17 protein-coding genes are annotated in these 15,050 nt (G+C 38.1%); 13 read left to right on the top strand and 4 right to left on the bottom strand.

The genetic code is table 11. The features are described from left to right. The first annotated feature begins 73 nt into the window (after nt 1-73). The 4 genes from DRF67_RS12640 (at nt 74) to DRF67_RS12655 (ending at nt 3,169) form a co-directional block, all read left to right on the top strand. On the top strand, nt 74-598 hold the full coding sequence (locus tag DRF67_RS12640; protein ID WP_115928652.1) for a biopolymer transporter ExbD: 525 nt from the start codon (nt 74-76) through the stop codon (nt 596-598). Nucleotides 599-702: 104 nt separating this feature from the next. Beyond that, entirely contained in the window at nt 703-1,485 is a 783-nt protein-coding gene (locus tag DRF67_RS12645) for an alpha/beta fold hydrolase (protein ID WP_115928653.1), read from the top strand. Nucleotides 1,486-1,491: 6 nt separating this feature from the next. Next, nucleotides 1,492-2,301 carry a hypothetical protein gene (locus tag DRF67_RS12650; protein WP_115928654.1) on the top strand — a complete coding sequence of 270 codons (810 nt, stop codon included), beginning with the start codon at nt 1,492-1,494 and terminating at the stop codon, nt 2,299-2,301. Between the two features lie 55 nt (nt 2,302-2,356). After that, nucleotides 2,357-3,169, top strand: coding sequence for a patatin-like phospholipase family protein (locus tag DRF67_RS12655; RefSeq protein ID WP_115928655.1), 813 nt, complete (start codon nt 2,357-2,359; stop codon nt 3,167-3,169). Nucleotides 3,170-3,235: 66 nt separating this feature from the next. On the opposite strand, the gene DRF67_RS12660 is transcribed toward DRF67_RS12655, so the two are convergent. Then, nucleotides 3,236-4,240 (bottom strand): DHH family phosphoesterase, encoded by a 1,005-nt coding sequence (locus DRF67_RS12660; RefSeq protein WP_115928656.1) that lies wholly within the window; start codon nt 4,238-4,240, stop codon nt 3,236-3,238. A 237-nt stretch (nt 4,241-4,477) separates the two neighbouring features. On the opposite strand from DRF67_RS12660, the gene rpmH reads away from it, so the two are divergent. Next, complete coding sequence (gene rpmH / locus DRF67_RS12665; protein ID WP_062702430.1) at nt 4,478-4,636, top strand: 50S ribosomal protein L34; 159 nt, start codon at nt 4,478-4,480, stop codon at nt 4,634-4,636. Between the two features lie 154 nt (nt 4,637-4,790). Beyond that, nucleotides 4,791-5,501, top strand: coding sequence for a cell division ATP-binding protein FtsE (locus DRF67_RS12670; protein ID WP_115928657.1), 711 nt, complete (start codon nt 4,791-4,793; stop codon nt 5,499-5,501). A gap of 52 nt (nt 5,502-5,553) precedes the next feature. Here the strand turns inward: DRF67_RS12670 and DRF67_RS12675 are convergent, their stop codons facing one another. From DRF67_RS12675 to DRF67_RS12685, 3 genes are read right to left on the bottom strand one after another with little or no spacing between them, the layout of a single operon-like run. Continuing rightward, nucleotides 5,554-6,255, bottom strand: a complete 702-nt coding sequence (locus DRF67_RS12675; protein WP_115928658.1) for a tRNA1(Val) (adenine(37)-N6)-methyltransferase — start codon at nt 6,253-6,255, stop codon at nt 5,554-5,556. Beyond that, nucleotides 6,255-7,709 (bottom strand): sensor histidine kinase, encoded by a 1,455-nt coding sequence (locus tag DRF67_RS12680; protein ID WP_115928659.1) that lies wholly within the window; start codon nt 7,707-7,709, stop codon nt 6,255-6,257. The genes DRF67_RS12675 and DRF67_RS12680 overlap by 1 nt, the downstream gene beginning before the upstream one ends. A 1-nt stretch (nt 7,710) precedes the next feature. Beyond that, nucleotides 7,711-8,295, bottom strand: coding sequence for a riboflavin synthase (locus DRF67_RS12685; RefSeq protein ID WP_115928660.1), 585 nt, complete (start codon nt 8,293-8,295; stop codon nt 7,711-7,713). A 48-nt stretch (nt 8,296-8,343) separates the two neighbouring features. Here DRF67_RS12685 and pdxA point away from each other — a divergent pair, with 48 nt between their 5' ends. The 7 genes from pdxA to DRF67_RS12720 all read left to right on the top strand — a co-directional run bounded on the left by pdxA (nt 8,344) and on the right by DRF67_RS12720 (nt 15,048). Beyond that, on the top strand, nt 8,344-9,435 hold the full coding sequence (gene pdxA / locus DRF67_RS12690; RefSeq protein ID WP_115928661.1) for a 4-hydroxythreonine-4-phosphate dehydrogenase PdxA: 1,092 nt from the start codon (nt 8,344-8,346) through the stop codon (nt 9,433-9,435). 84 nt (nt 9,436-9,519) lie between these two features. Continuing rightward, entirely contained in the window at nt 9,520-10,050 is a 531-nt protein-coding gene (locus tag DRF67_RS12695; protein ID WP_115928662.1) for a YceD family protein, read from the top strand. Nucleotides 10,051-10,119: 69 nt separating this feature from the next. Further along, on the top strand, nt 10,120-10,323 hold the full coding sequence (gene rpmF, locus DRF67_RS12700; protein WP_002976251.1) for a 50S ribosomal protein L32: 204 nt from the start codon (nt 10,120-10,122) through the stop codon (nt 10,321-10,323). Between the two features lie 127 nt (nt 10,324-10,450). Next, the gene (gene accB, locus DRF67_RS12705) at nt 10,451-10,933 is read left to right on the top strand and encodes an acetyl-CoA carboxylase biotin carboxyl carrier protein (protein WP_115928663.1); all 483 of its coding nucleotides are present in this window, start codon (nt 10,451-10,453) and stop codon (nt 10,931-10,933) included. A 98-nt stretch (nt 10,934-11,031) separates the two neighbouring features. Then, complete coding sequence (gene accC, locus DRF67_RS12710) at nt 11,032-12,387, top strand: acetyl-CoA carboxylase biotin carboxylase subunit (protein ID WP_045501198.1); 1,356 nt, start codon at nt 11,032-11,034, stop codon at nt 12,385-12,387. Nucleotides 12,388-12,677: 290 nt separating this feature from the next. Beyond that, on the top strand, nt 12,678-13,925 hold the full coding sequence (rocD, locus tag DRF67_RS12715) for an ornithine--oxo-acid transaminase (protein WP_115928664.1): 1,248 nt from the start codon (nt 12,678-12,680) through the stop codon (nt 13,923-13,925). Nucleotides 13,926-14,301: 376 nt separating this feature from the next. Further along, a complete protein-coding gene (locus tag DRF67_RS12720) occupies nt 14,302-15,048 on the top strand; it encodes a glycosyltransferase family 2 protein (protein ID WP_115928665.1) in 747 nt (248 codons plus the stop codon). The last annotated feature ends 2 nt before the right edge of the window (nt 15,049-15,050 follow it).

The following is a 15,050-nucleotide window of genomic DNA, read 5'->3' on the forward strand; positions in this document are numbered from 1 at the left end:
TGAATTTTTCAAAATCACGATCGGATTTTTAACATTTCACAAAAGTACCGTTTAACCTTTTAAAATATTAATTATGGCTGAAGTAATTGCACAAGAAAAACAAGGCAGCAAACAGAAAAAGAAACTCATCAGAGTAGATATGACCCCTATGGTAGATCTGGGCTTTCTGCTGATTACATTCTTTATGTTCACGACCAACTTTACAAAACCCAATGTAATGGACCTCGGGCTGCCTGCCAAAGATCCAAATCCAAATCCTGTTCACTCACCGGTAATCGGAGATAAAAATCAGGTCACCTTTATCCTGGGAAAAGACAATCGTGTATTTTACCATCAAAGCAATCAAACTGATTTAAATACCGGAAACCTGAAAGAAACTGATTTCAGCGGAATAAAAATTTCGAAAATCATTTCTGAAGCTTATAAAAAAGCACCAAAACCTGAAAATTTCACGGTAATTGTGAAACCCACTGATGAGGCAAACTATAAAAACTTTGTCGATATGCTGGATAATCTGGCGATTGCCAAGAAAGAACGATATGGTATCACAGACATTAAACCGTGGGAGACCAAAGTTTACAAACAATTAACGCAATAAAGCAAAAAGGGCATTTTTTAAATGCTCTTTTTTTGTTTACATTTGAAAGAAATCCACTGATGGCAGATAAGTTGCTGTATTATTTAATCTTTATAATTTAAATCATGCTGAACTTTGAAAGAAAAGGAAACGGAAAAGAAACTTTAGTACTTCTCCATGGTTTTATGGAGAATCTATCCATCTGGAGCGATATGGAACCCCATTTTTCACAGGATTTTTCCCTGTTAAAAATTGATCTTCCCGGTCATGGGCAATCAGAAATCCTGGGAGAAATACATACAATGGAACTTATGGCTGATGAAGTAAAAAAAGTACTTGATCACCAAAATCTGGAAAAGGTACACCTTTTGGGGCACTCTATGGGAGGTTATACCGCTCTGGCTTTTGCCGGAAAATATCCTGAATACCTGAAAAGCTTAACCTTATTCTTCTCTACCTATTTTGCAGATGATGAAGAAAAAAAACAACAGCGGATCAAAAGCTACAGAATCATCAAAGATGCATTCCCCCATTACGTAAGAGCCGGAATACCCAATCTGTTCAATCCAAATGAAAGGGATATCCTCGAAGGGAAAATTGAAACGGCCCTTGAAACAGCACTTTCTACCAACAATATGGGAGCTTTGGCCTGTGTAAAAGGAATGGTTGAAAGAACAGACAAAAAACATATCATGCAAAATTTTGAAGGCAAGATTTTAGTATTGGCTGGAAAGCATGACAATGCTGTAAAAACAGAGACCACGATTAAACATCTTCCGGACAAAACGAATATCAAATCTTATGTTCTGGATTGCGGACACAACGGACACTGGGAAAAACCTGCTGTCTGTGCCGAAATTATCAATACAGAGCTTCTTCATAACCTTCCCAAAAAACTCGTATTTTAAAAAACCATGAGAATCATTATTACTTCGTGTCTCCTTTTTGCGTTCTTAAGCTGCAAAAAAGAAAACAAGACATCTGCTGATCAAATAACCGCTCAGGCTGATACCACTACTGTAAAAAATGATACCTTAACTGCCAAGGCTCCCACGCAGGAACAGTTTAATTTTGTAACTGAGCTGTGTGACAATAAAGGGTATTTTGACAGCTCCAAATATTCACGAGAGGAAATCGAAGGAACTTATAAACTTTGGTTCGAGCTGGGAGGATCATTGCTGAACACTCCATCGGTATTTAAGCTAAAGGATCTCGAGGAAGTAAGACACAATAAAGACCAGCTCCTGGCAGCACTTGAAAGGGATTTTATCGAGAAAAAAAATCTTTTCCAAAATCTTAAGATCGTTAACAAGCCTTTCTGGCAAAACGTAAAAAAGGTACAATATGAAGCCCTTGTACAACGGTACGAAATGGAAAAAATCAGAATAGCAGCCTATTCCGATCCCTCTATCCTTCTGAAGACCAATCAATGCCAGAGTTTTGCAAAAGCCCTGAACTCCACTGATGAAGAAATGGTAACGGTCTGGAGAAAACTCAGGGAAGAATCGAGCAAAAACAATGCTGATCCCGCAAGAATCATGAATGAATTCAATGACCATTTGAACTCACCGGATAAAAGAGATTACGCGACTATTGACCTGATCACTTTTGGGTGGGGCAACTGCGCCAATGATAAAATCAAAAGAGTGAATTATGATGAGAAGATGAACAAAGAGTTCTATTCACTGTTCATTAAGACCGATTCCGAATGCGATGAACCATAAGCAACATTTATAAAAAATCCAGTATATTAGTGAATCGTATAGAATAATTGTCTCGATGGGTTTATTCTCGTTCAAAAAAAAGAAACCACCGGTTATCGGGCTTACACTTTCAGGCGGAGGAATGCGTGGAATTGCTCATATTGCTGTCCTGAAAGCTTTGGAAGAATACAATCTGAAGCCACACATTATTTCCGGGACCAGTGCTGGATCTATCATCGCCGCTTTTTATTCGTTCGGAAAGACACCGGATGAAATGATGGACATCGTAAAACAAACTACTTTTTTCTCCCGTTCTGCCTTAAAGCTGTCAAAAAACGGAATCTTCAGCTCTAACTTTATTTTAAAATTATTCAAAGACTACTTTCCTGAGGACGACTTTAATATTTTAAAAATCCCAGTCTACGTAGCGGCCACTGAAATGACTCATGGTATTGTTGATTTCTTTTCAGAAGGTGAGCTTTTCGGTCCGTTACTGGCCTCTTCAAGTGTTCCTTTCATTCTTCCACCGGTAAGGATGGGAGATAAAATATATGTGGACGGAGGTGTGCTGGACAACCTTCCTATAGAACCTATTATTGACAAGTGTGATTTTCTGATCGCCTCCCATGTCAATTCCATCAGCTATGATGAATTGAAAAAGATGAGTCTGATGAAAGAATTCGACCGGATTCTCCACCTTGCGATTGCAAAATCGGTATACTCCAAGGCAAAGCACTGCCAGATCTTTTTAGACCCTCCGAAAATGACCAAGTTCAGTCTTTTCAGTAAAAATTATATGGATGAAATGTTTCAGCAGGTATATGACTATACTTGTGAAGAACTGGAACTCAAGGGCTATCATAAAAGTTTGAATGCCGGTGAAAGCTAACAGCAAATTTTCAAATGATATACTGAAAAAACGTTTAGCCTTTCTTTTACCTTATTACTTTTCCCCTTAGAAGTTCTCCTCGTTCAGCCTGTTCTTGAAAGTTTCGATAGTCCCGGCCAGAGAATCGTTGGACTTTCCTCCTGCTGCATTAATGTGCCCGCCTCCACTGAAATACTTTCTTGAAAACTGATTGACATCGACATCATCTTTACTTCTGAAAGAAATCTTGATAAAATTATCATAAAGATCTTCCATAAAGAAGGCAGCCATTTTTACTCCGGCAATGCTCAGTCCATAGTTTACAAAACCTTCCGTATCTCCCTTCTGAAAACCAAACTCTTTCAGCTCATTTCTTGTAAGGCTTAGAACAGCTGCTTTTCCTTCGTTGACTACTTCTATCCTACCCAGCACCAAAGCAAGCAGATGAAGACGCGAAACCGTATTAGTATCCCATGTACTGGAAGTAATCATAGCAGGGTCTGCTCCATGTTCAATGAGATTGGCAATAATCCTATGGGTAGTTGCACTTGTAGAACGAAAACGGAAACCTCCGGTGTCTGTCATGATTCCCGTATAAAGACATTCCGCAATATCATTATTGACCAGCTTTTCATCATCCATTGCCTCAATAAAATGATAGATCATCTGTGATGTCGCAGGAATCACCGTATCTGAATATACAAAATCAAATTTTTCCGGCTGCTGGTGGTGGTCAATCAGGATCTTTTTCCCCTGAGCCTTTACCAGCCAGTCTCCTAAAATACCTATTCTTGAAGGAGAATTAAAATCCAGGCAGAAGATCACATCAGCTCCATTCACCAGATCAGAAGCCAGTTTTCTTTTATATTCAGCAATAATAACCTTTTTAGCATCCGGCATCCACTTCAGAAATTTTGGAAAATCATTCGGTACAATCACCTCAGCAAAAATCCCTTTAGCGGCCAGATAATGTTTCAGTCCAAGACTGGAGCCAATAGCATCCCCATCCGGATTGTAGTGGGTCAGGATAACGATTTTGCTTTCGGGAGTAAGGAGGGTATTGATTTCTAAAAGTTCTGCTGGTGTAAACATCTTTTGTGCTTATTTTCGTTAAAAATTAAAGTTTTCAAAGATAGAGCTTTTATATAAATCATTTAAATATTATTTTTGCAGCAGGAATTTGTTTTTTCATCGGGGTTTATAAATACCTTGTCAAAAAACATCCCATTTAATTTTAAAAAAAGATAATTAAAGTTTGTAACTTATAAAATTTTATATATCTTTGCAACCTGAAAATTAATAGATTAATTACGATTTAAACATATAGTAATGAGTAAAAGAACATTCCAGCCATCAGAAAGAAAGAAAAGAAACAAACATGGTTTCAGAGAAAGAATGTCTACGCCAAATGGAAGAAGAGTTTTGGCTGCGAGAAGAGCTAAAGGCAGAAAGAGATTAACTGTAAGTGCTGCACGCGCTAAGAGATAATTTCTATATTATCATATACAAAACATGCTTGAGAAGTTCCTTTTCAGGCATTTTTTGTTGTTAAAATTTATTAAAATTAGAGTCAGATAGACTTCTTTTTTCTATTTTTAAAAGTTGAAATCATTTTATTAGAAACAGCCTTTAAAATTAAATTATGCCACATACAAATATCTCCGGAGATAATATCATAAGTTTACAACATGCAAAAATTGCACAAAAAAACTTTACGGTTCTTTCTGATGTAAATCTTAACATTAAAAAAGGGAGATTCTGTTACCTTATCGGAAAAACAGGTTCCGGAAAAAGCTCACTTCTGAAAACACTTTACGGACATATTCCTTTAGCATCAGGACATGGAGCAGTTGTTGGATTTGATCTGGCAAAGATGAAACCTTCAGACATTCCTAATCTAAGAAGAAAACTCGGCATTGTTTTCCAGGACTTCCAGCTCCTCCCCGACAGGACCGTTGAGAAAAATTTAAAATTCGTTCTTGAAGCAACAGGCTGGAATGACAAAGTAAAAATAGAAGACCGTATCAATGAGGTATTGGGAAGCGTGAACATGAAGAGCAAGAAGCACAAAATGCCACATGAGCTTTCCGGAGGTGAACAACAACGTATCGCTATCGCAAGAGCACTTCTTAACCACCCTGATCTTATCCTGGCAGATGAGCCTACAGGAAACCTGGATCCTGAAACTTCCAATGAAATCATGACGCTGCTAAAGCAGGTTGCCCTTGAAAATGGAGCTGCCGTAGTAATGGCAACACACGATTACCACATGATTCAGAACTTCCCTGGCGAAGCTATCAGATGTGAAGATGGAAAAGTATCCGTATTGGATACCGCAGAATTATTTGAATAAAAATCAAAAGATGGAGAAGGCCGGAAAATTACTACCTTCTAAAATCTGATTTCTAGCTTCTCTCCTTAAAAACATGAAACTCCTTCGTGAGTTCAAGATATTGGTCCGAGTATTGTCTCGGACTTTTTTCTATAATAAAGTCAGACTCATCAACCGTTTTCTCCACTGCGGAAAACTCCAGAATCAGTCTTTTTGTTTTCGCCCCCTCGATACCTTTGATGTGAATTCTACGGTTAAGAAAAAGCTTATGTTCCATTGCAACAGAAACAAAAAGACTTCCGGCTTCTGCAGGAATAATGACAGACAAAATTCCACTGTCAGAAAGATGTAATCCGGCTTTGGCAATGAGCTGACTGAAGTTGAGCTCTACGGTCTGCCTCGCTATCTTATCTTTATCAGATCCCGATTCTTCAAAATAGGGAGGATTGGAAACGATCAAATCAAACGCATGCGCTGATTCAAAAGTTTTAAAATCCTGATATTTGTTTTGTAGCCTTACCCGGAAGGGTGAATTGCCAAAATTGACCCTTGTCAAGGCAGCAGCCTCTTCATTGATATCCAACCCTAGAAAATTGGCTCTTGAATTGCGTTGTGCCAGCATCAGTGAAATCAACCCAGTCCCCGTTCCCACCTCCAGCACTTCCCTTGCCTCTTCTGCATTAGCCAGAGCACCAAGCAATACACCGTCCGTTCCTACCCGAAAGACGTTTTTGGACTGCTGAATATCAAACTGTTTAAATGTAAAAGGCTTCACTATAGATTTGTAGGCAATGTAATGGTGAAGGTAGACCCTTTCCCTACTTCGGATTTTACGGAGATCTCACCTTTATAATCTTCAATCATCTTCCTTACCATAGACAGCCCCAGACCCATCCCACTATTTTTGGACGTAAAATTAGGCTCAAAAATCCGCTCATACATATTTTCTGGAATACCAACTCCATTGTCCTGCACAGAGATCATTACCCTCCTCTGATGCTGCTCAACATCCACATTAATGATGAGTTTTCTCTGATCACTTTCTGCCTGTTTCGCATTGGTCACAAGATTCGTAATAATTCTGGAAAGGTATATCCTGTCCATATTAATGATAATATTCCCTTTGTTGGCATGCATGAAGATACTGTCATCATTGAAAACCCGAAGGATATCTTCCACTTCCGTATTCAGATTGATCACTTCATTATTCTTCTCAGGCAGCTTGGCAAACTCTGAAAAGGCGGAAGCCACTGTAGCAATCAGATCAATCTGATCTACCATAGTCTTACTCATCAGCTTTACCCTCTCCCTGATATTAGGATTTTCAGGATCAAATTTTCGTTCAAAATTCTGGATGGTAAGCTTCATGGGAGTAAGAGGATTCTTCACTTCGTGCGCCACCTGCTTGGCCATCTCCCGCCAGGCCTCTTCTGATGCCTTGAATCTCAGTCTCTCTTTTTGATCCTGAATCTGTAGAATCATTCTGTTATAGGCTCTTGCCAACGCATTCAGTTCATCATTTTTGTAATATCTGATAGGGCGCATTTCATTTTCGAACAAAGTAATACGTGTAATCATATCAGAAAACTTAGTGATGTTCTTGGCCAGGCTGTTAGAAGTGACCCAACTGATCCAGATGCTGAACAAAATAAGAAAAATATCAACTAAAAGAATATATTTAATGTACTGGTGAAGAACTTCCAGATACGCAGATTCATTGTGGTATAAAGGAATATAAACAACCCCGATCGGTTCAAGTTCATTGTTTTTTAAAAGCAGAAAAGAGGAAGTAAGTTTTGCATCTTTGGAGGCATCATATCCTTTGATATCCACTCTTGCATCCGTAGATAAAATCCTGTTGATGATTTCTACAGGAATGGTTTTCTTTTCCACCAGGCTTTCATCCTTATTGGAAAGAAGGTACTTTCCCTTCAGGTCATAAATAACGATGTCATGCTGATTGATATCCGCTATTTCAAAGATTTTATTGCCCAAAACTTTAGGAAGATCTTCTGTCTCTACAAGAGTCCGGCTGACGGCATAATCAAGATATCTCATGACCGCTGTGGTTTTCTCCTGCATATCGATGGTACTCTGCTGCAGAGAATTATTCCTTAATACAAAATAAGGAACCAGCGACGTGGCGACAACACTTAAAAAACATACCAGTAGAAAACCGAAAAATACCCGGTTCCTTAAACTATAACCTTTATATTTATTAATTGACATCCTACTTTTTAATTAACCTAGCAATATACTTACCAATGATGTCAAATTCTAAGTTAACTTTATCTCCTATTTTCAAATGTTTCATATTCGTAAATTCCCAGGTATACGGAATAATAGCTACTGAAAATCCGGTTTCTTCACTTTTAGCAACCGTCAGGCTGATCCCATTTACCGTAATGGATCCCTGGGGAACCGTTACAAAGCTTCCGTCGGAATCATACTTCATCGTAATAAAATAACTTCCGTCTTTGTTTTCAATTCCAGTCACTTCACCGGTTTTATCAACATGGCCCTGAACAATATGACCGTCCAATCTGCCATCCATCTTCATACATCGCTCCAGATTCACTACGCTACCCAATTCCCATTTTCCAAGATTTGTTTTCTCCAGTGTTTCATTGATTGCGGTAACGACATACTGCTGGTCTTTGATCTCAACTACCGTAAGACAACAGCCGTTATGAGCAAGGCTCTGATCGATTTTAAGCTCCTGGGTAAAAGGACATGTCAAGGTAAAATCTATGTTGCTTCCTTTTTCTTCAATCTTTTCAATAACACCAACTGCTTCAATAATTCCTGTGAACATATTATTTTTTGCTAAATTTGTAAATTATAATCTTCAAAGATAATCAAAATGAGCCCAAAAAACCATAAAGTACGAGTAGGAATTTCAATCGGTGATTTCAATGGCATAGGGCCGGAGATCATTATGAAGTCTCTGAAAGACAAAACCATTACGGATTTTTTCACTCCGGTAATTTTTGGTTCGGGAAAATTATTCACCTATCAGAAGAATATTTTCAAACTGAATCTTAATTTCAACTATGTTAATGAAGCTTCTCAGGCACAGCCAGGGAAACTCAACATGGTGAATCTTACCAAGGAAAATGTCAATGTAGAATTGGGAGTTCCTACAGAAGAATCTACCCGGATGGCTATTGATTCTTTGGAAGCAGCCACTGAGGCCTTGATGAAAGGTGACATTGACGTTCTGGTTACCGCACCCATCAATAAAGATGAAATGGTAAAAATGGGCTTTAAGCATGCTGGCCATACAGGATATTTTGAAGAGAAATTCGATAAAAAGGGACTGATGTTCCTGGTGACTGAAGATCTAAAAGTAGCCGTATCCACTCACCATATTCCTATTGCACAGATTGCAGAAAACATTTCCAAAGAAAAAATAAAAAAACAGATCAGGGTACTGAACCAGACCCTGATGGAAGATTTCTGTATTCAAAAGCCAAAAATCGCAGTTCTGGGGCTCAATCCACACGCGGGTGACGGAGGGGTGATCGGAAATGAAGAAATAGAAATCATAGCACCGGCGATCAAAGAACTTTCTGACAACGGGATTCTGGCATTTGGGCCTTATCCAGCAGACAGTTTTTTCCAACCCAGCAAATACAAAAATTTCGATGCCGTTTTAGCCATGTACCATGATCAGGGGCTGGCTCCTTTCAAAACATTAGCATATGAAGAAGGTGTTAATTACACGGCAGGGCTGCCTTTTATCAGAACTTCTCCTGACCATGGAGTAGCTTATGATATTGCGGGAAAAAACATCGCCGATGAACAGAGTTTTACAGAAGCTATTTTCACAGCAATCCAGATTTTTAAGAACAGATGTGAATACAGCGATCTGATGAGCAACCGCCTTCAGCCAAGAAAAATGGTTGTTGATAACGGAATAGACGAGGATCTTCCTGATGAAACTGAAGGATAAACCATTGAAACAAATTTTAAAGTAATTTGTTTTAGATTTTATTTGTTATTATAAAAAAAATGCATATTTTTGCACACTCATTTTATGGACAAGTTAAGAAACTATGACGTAAGCTTTTCCGGACTCAAAAACGGAAAACACGAGTTCAAGTTTGAGATAGATAAAACGTTCTTTCAATTATTTGACACTGAGCAGGATTTTACAAATCCCAGAATAAAAGTGGATGTATCACTTGATAAGCATACTACTTTTCTGGAATTTGAGATTAAAATACATGGATTGGTTGAGCTGGTTTGTGACATCACAAACGAAGATTTCGACTACCCTATTGAAAATCAGATCAAAATTCTGGTGAATTTCGGTGAAGAATATGATGACAGCAATGAAGATGTCATTACGATTCCTTCCGGCGAGCATGCATTCAATGTAGCCCATTTGATATATGAAAACGTCATGCTTTCCATTCCTATGAAAAAGATTTCACCGAATGTAAGTGACGATGATCTTAAAATTCTTGACCAGTTCAGTCCAAAAGATATTGAGGAAACTGAAGAGGAAGAACATGACAGTGACCCTAGATGGGATGCTTTAAGAAAGTTAAAAGACAATAATTAAATAAAAAATAATTTAAATATGATGAGATGATGAATCTCATCGCTCATCAATTAAAAAAGTTATTAGAAAATGGCACATCCAAAGAGAAGACAGTCGTCTACAAGAAGAGATAAGAGAAGAACTCACTACAAAGCTGTAGTTCCTCAATTAGCTAAAGATGCAACAACAGGAGAGCTTCACCTATACCACAGAGCTCACTGGCATGAAGGGAAATTATACTACAGAGGAAAAGTAGTATTGGAAAAAGAAGTAGCTGCTACTGAAGAAAACTAAGAGTCGCTTTTCACTGAAAAAGCCTCATTTTAATACAAAAACCGCCCAATTTTGATAAAATTTGGCGGTTTTTTGTTGTTTTTTACGTTTTTTTGGTATCTTTGGAACAAAATCAAATATCAAATTTATGGACATTAAAGACATACAAAATCTTATTAAGTTTGTATCAAAGGCTGAAGTTTCAGAGGTAAAATACAAGACTAAAGATTTCGAAATCACTATTAAAACTCCATTAGCTGGAAGCGACGCTGTCTATGCACAGCCAGCAGTATATCATACGGCGCCACAAGCGGTAGCAGCTCCGGCACCTGTTGCAGCTCCTGCTGCGGCATCTACTGAGAAAACTGAAGCAGCATCCGATGACAGCAAATATGTAACCATCAAATCTCCAATGATCGGTACATTCTACAGAAAACCATCTCCTGATAAAGAGGTATTCGTAAACGTAGGAGACGAAGTTTCTGTGGGTAAAGTAGTTTGCGTTATTGAGGCGATGAAATTATTCAACCAGATTGAATCTGAAATCAGCGGAAAAATCGTTAAGATCCTTGTTGATGATGCGACTCCGGTAGAATATGACCAACCTTTATTCTTAGTAGATCCATCTTAATTCAGAAGTTAGATGTTAGACATTAGATGTTAGATTAAATTCTACATTAAAATAACTTTATCTAATTTTCAAATTATCTAATTTTCAAATTGAAGAAGATGTTCAAAAAAATATTAATAGCCAATCGTGGCGAAATTGCAATGCGTATTTTACGTACTTGTAAAGAAATGGGGATTAAAACCGTGGCAGTATACTCTACTGCTGATAAAGACAGTCTTCACGTAAGATTTGCTGACGAAGCGGTTTGTATCGGTCCTGCAATGAGTAAAGACTCATATCTTAAAATTCCTAACATTATTGCTGCTGCGGAAATTACCAATGCTGACGCCATTCACCCGGGTTACGGATTTTTATCTGAAAATGCCAACTTCTCCAGAATCTGTCAGAAGAACGGAATCAAATTTATCGGTGCTTCTCCGGAGCAGATTGAGAAAATGGGAGATAAAGCGAATGCCAAAGCTACGATGAAGGCTGCAGGAGTACCATGTGTACCAGGCTCTGATGGTCTGATCGAATCGTATGAGCACGCTGTAAAGGTAGCAGAAGAAACAGGATATCCTGTTATGATCAAAGCTACCGCAGGTGGTGGTGGTAAAGGGATGAGAGCTGTTTGGAAAGCTGAAGACCTTAAAGACCACTGGGAATCTGCGATTCAGGAAGCTGTAGCAGCCTTTGGAAACGGAGGTATGTATATGGAAAAACTAATCGAAGAGCCAAGGCACATTGAAATTCAGGTTGCTGGAGACCAATTTGGTAAAGCTTGTCACCTTTCTGAAAGAGACTGTTCTGTACAGAGAAGAAATCAGAAATTAACAGAAGAAACTCCTTCTCCGTTTATGACGGACGAACTTCGTGAAAAAATGGGTGATGCGGCTGTAAAAGCGGCAGAATTCATTGGATACGAAGGAGTAGGGACTATCGAATTCCTTGTAGACAAACACAGAAATTTCTATTTCATGGAAATGAATACAAGAATCCAGGTAGAGCACCCTATTACTGAGCAGGTAATTGATTATGACCTGATCAGAGAACAAATTCTTCTTGCTGCAGGAACTCCTATCTCAGGAATCAACTATTATCCTAAATTGCATTCTATTGAATGTAGAATCAACGCAGAGGATCCTTATGCAGACTTCAGACCTTCTCCGGGAAAAATCACAGGGTTAAATATCCCTGGAGGACACGGAATCAGAGTAGACACTCACGTATATTCCGGATATACAATCCCCTCTAACTATGACTCTATGATTGCTAAGCTGATCACTACGGCTCAAACCCGTGAGGAAGCGATTGCAAAAATGAGACGTGCTCTTGAGGAATTCTATATTGAAGGTGTAAAAACTACCATTCCTTTCCACAGACAACTGATGGATAATGAAGATTATCTTGCAGGAAACTATACTACAAAATTCATGGAGGATTTTGTAATGGATAGAAAATATGATAATCACTAGGATTATTTTATATAAGATTGAAACTGCCTCTTTTTGAGGCAGTTTTTATTTCAGGTCATATGAAAAATAGAAACGAAGAGTCAGATTGATAACACATCGAGAAAAAAGGATTATAAAATTTTGGTTCCTCCAAAGATATAATACCTGTCACAACTTATCCGGAAAGAATTTTTTTTGTGGTACTGCATTATTTTCCCTCAAAATTCACTTCAATTGTCACGACTAACGATATAGGGTATTTGTTCAATCATCTCATTAATATTGCTTAAATTTGTGGAAAACCAAAATATATGTCAACAGCAGAAACAACAAAAAACTCACAGTATTTTATTGACCTTGAAGACAAACATGGAGCACACAATTATCATCCCCTTCCGGTAGTTCTGGATCGTGGAGAAGGTGTATTTGTTTGGGACGTTGAGGGCAAAAGGTATTATGATTTTCTTTCAGCATACTCTGCTGTCAACCAGGGACATTCTCACCCTAAAATTGTAGAGGCACTGGTAGAGCAGGCTAAAAAGCTGGCTTTGACTTCGAGAGCGTTCTACAATTCTAAACTAGGGGAATATGAGCAAAAGATCACTACCCTTTTCGGCTTTGATAAAGTATTGCCTATGAACTCCGGTGCTGAAGCAGTGGAAACAGCGGTAAAGCTTGCCAGAAAATGGAGCTATGAAGTAAAAGGAATTGCCGAGAATGCGGCAAAGATCATCGTTTGTGAAAACAATTTCCATGGAAGAACAACAACCATCGTTTCTTTCTCTAATGATCCCGATGCCAATCAAAATTACGGACCTTTTACTCCTGGGTTTATTAAGATCCCTTACAATGATATTGCAGCATTGGAAGAAGTATTAATCAGAGAAGCCGGAAACATTGCAGCCTTTCTGGTAGAACCGATCCAGGGGGAAGCCGGTGTTTATGTTCCGGATGAAAACTTCCTGAAAAATGCTTCCGAACTATGTAAAAAATACAATGTTCTTTTCATCGCTGATGAGGTGCAGACCGGTATCGCAAGAACAGGAAAACTGATTGCCTGCCACCATGAAAATGTACAGCCGGATATTTTGATTTTAGGAAAAGCTCTTTCCGGAGGAATGTATCCTGTATCAGCAGTTTTAGCCAATGATCATATTATGAATGTGATCAAACCGGGACAACATGGTTCTACATTCGGAGGAAACCCTATTGCCTGTGCGGTAGCCGTAGCAGCATTAGATGTTGTGGCTGATGAAAAGCTGTCTGAAAGAGCTGAAGAGCTTGGACAGTTGTTCAGAGCGGAAATTGAAAAGCTGATTGAGAAAAGCGACCTGATTACTAAAGTAAGAGGAAAAGGACTTTTAAATGCAATCCTGATCAATGATACGCCGGAAAGTTCTACAGCATGGAATCTTTGCCTTCAGTTAAAAGAAAACGGACTGCTTGCCAAGCCAACTCATGGCAATATTATCCGACTTGCTCCGCCATTGGTAATCACTGAAGAGCAGCTGCTGGATTGTGTAAAAATTATTGAAAAAACAATTCTTGAGTATAAATAAGATTCTTTAGCGAATCATTTTATTATATAACGGGCAACCTTTCAGTTGCCGGTTCTTTGAGAAAATTAAAGGTATGGTTCACGAAACCATACCTTTAATATATCCGCTCCGGTCTTCATAACAAGAGAATAAAACCTGACTCAAGATTCGATAAGCAGGATTTTCCAAGCAAAAAAAAATTTAGGACCCGAATTTGCTGTATAAACGGTAGATTTATTTTCCGATACCGTAACGATGCCGGACCATCGGGATAAACACAAATGCCAAAGATTCGTCAATAAAATTCAAATTAAAACTTATCTTTGACCGATAAAAACAGTTCAAAAATGATAGTAAGAGAGATATTACGTATTTCTTTATTAAACAAAACGTTGTAATGAATATAAGTGGTTTAATCATAACATACAACGAAGAAAAAAATATACAGGACGTCCTTGAATGTTTTGATTTTTGTGATGAAATAATTGTGGTAGATTCATTCAGCACAGATAAGACTGTAGATATTGCGAAAAAGTTTCCTAATGTAAAAGTGATTCAGAATATATTTGAAGACTTTACAAAGCAGAGAAACCTGGCGCTGGATACCGCTACAAATGACTGGGTATTATTTTTGGATGGGGATGAAAGAATTACTCCTGCATTGAAGAAAGAAATAATAGATGAATTGGATCAACCTGTGCAAAAAGATGCCTACTATTTTTACAGGAAATTCTTTTTCGCCGGGAAGCCTATTAATTACTCCGGAACGCAATCTGATAAGAACTTCAGGCTTTTCAGAAAATCCAAAGCCAGATATATGGCGGGAAAAAAGGTCCATGAAACACTGGAAGTACATGGAACAATTGGAATTTTAAAAAATAAATTACTTCATTATTCCGTTTCAGATTATGAGTCTTATAAACAAAAAATGATTCATTACGGAGTTTTAAAAGGTAAAGAACTGGCTGCAAAAGGGAAAAAGTACAGTGTTTTAGTTCAATATCTTAAAACAGCTTTTAAATTCTTTAAAGCCTATATAATGAGACTTGGTATTTTAGACGGAAAGCAGGGATATGAGCTTTCTTACCTGCAATCTTTAAGCGTCTTTGAAACCTACGAATCGTTAAAAAAAGAGCAAAATTAGTT

Source organism: Chryseobacterium pennipullorum, assembly GCF_003384725.1.
GTDB lineage: Bacteria > Bacteroidota > Bacteroidia > Flavobacteriales > Weeksellaceae > Chryseobacterium > Chryseobacterium pennipullorum.

Bases quoted from the DNA above. Each gene is read 5' to 3' on its own strand.
- DRF67_RS12640 (WP_115928652.1), top strand. From the start codon at position 74: ATGGCTGAAGTAATTGCACAAGAAAAACAAGGCAGCAAACAGAAAAAG.
- DRF67_RS12645 (WP_115928653.1), top strand. From the start codon at position 703: ATGCTGAACTTTGAAAGAAAAGGAAACGGAAAAGAAACTTTAGTACTT.
- DRF67_RS12650 (WP_115928654.1), top strand. From the start codon at position 1,492: ATGAGAATCATTATTACTTCGTGTCTCCTTTTTGCGTTCTTAAGCTGC.
- DRF67_RS12655 (WP_115928655.1), top strand. From the start codon at position 2,357: ATGGGTTTATTCTCGTTCAAAAAAAAGAAACCACCGGTTATCGGGCTT.
- DRF67_RS12660 (WP_115928656.1), bottom strand. From the start codon at position 4,240: ATGTTTACACCAGCAGAACTTTTAGAAATCAATACCCTCCTTACTCCC.
- rpmH (WP_062702430.1), top strand. From the start codon at position 4,478: ATGAGTAAAAGAACATTCCAGCCATCAGAAAGAAAGAAAAGAAACAAA.
- DRF67_RS12670 (WP_115928657.1), top strand. From the start codon at position 4,791: ATGCCACATACAAATATCTCCGGAGATAATATCATAAGTTTACAACAT.
- DRF67_RS12680 (WP_115928659.1), bottom strand. From the start codon at position 7,709: ATGTCAATTAATAAATATAAAGGTTATAGTTTAAGGAACCGGGTATTT.
- DRF67_RS12685 (WP_115928660.1), bottom strand. From the start codon at position 8,295: ATGTTCACAGGAATTATTGAAGCAGTTGGTGTTATTGAAAAGATTGAA.
- pdxA (WP_115928661.1), top strand. From the start codon at position 8,344: ATGAGCCCAAAAAACCATAAAGTACGAGTAGGAATTTCAATCGGTGAT.
- DRF67_RS12695 (WP_115928662.1), top strand. From the start codon at position 9,520: ATGGACAAGTTAAGAAACTATGACGTAAGCTTTTCCGGACTCAAAAAC.
- rpmF (WP_002976251.1), top strand. From the start codon at position 10,120: ATGGCACATCCAAAGAGAAGACAGTCGTCTACAAGAAGAGATAAGAGA.
- accB (WP_115928663.1), top strand. From the start codon at position 10,451: ATGGACATTAAAGACATACAAAATCTTATTAAGTTTGTATCAAAGGCT.
- accC (WP_045501198.1), top strand. From the start codon at position 11,032: ATGTTCAAAAAAATATTAATAGCCAATCGTGGCGAAATTGCAATGCGT.
- rocD (WP_115928664.1), top strand. From the start codon at position 12,678: ATGTCAACAGCAGAAACAACAAAAAACTCACAGTATTTTATTGACCTT.
- DRF67_RS12720 (WP_115928665.1), top strand. From the start codon at position 14,302: ATGAATATAAGTGGTTTAATCATAACATACAACGAAGAAAAAAATATA.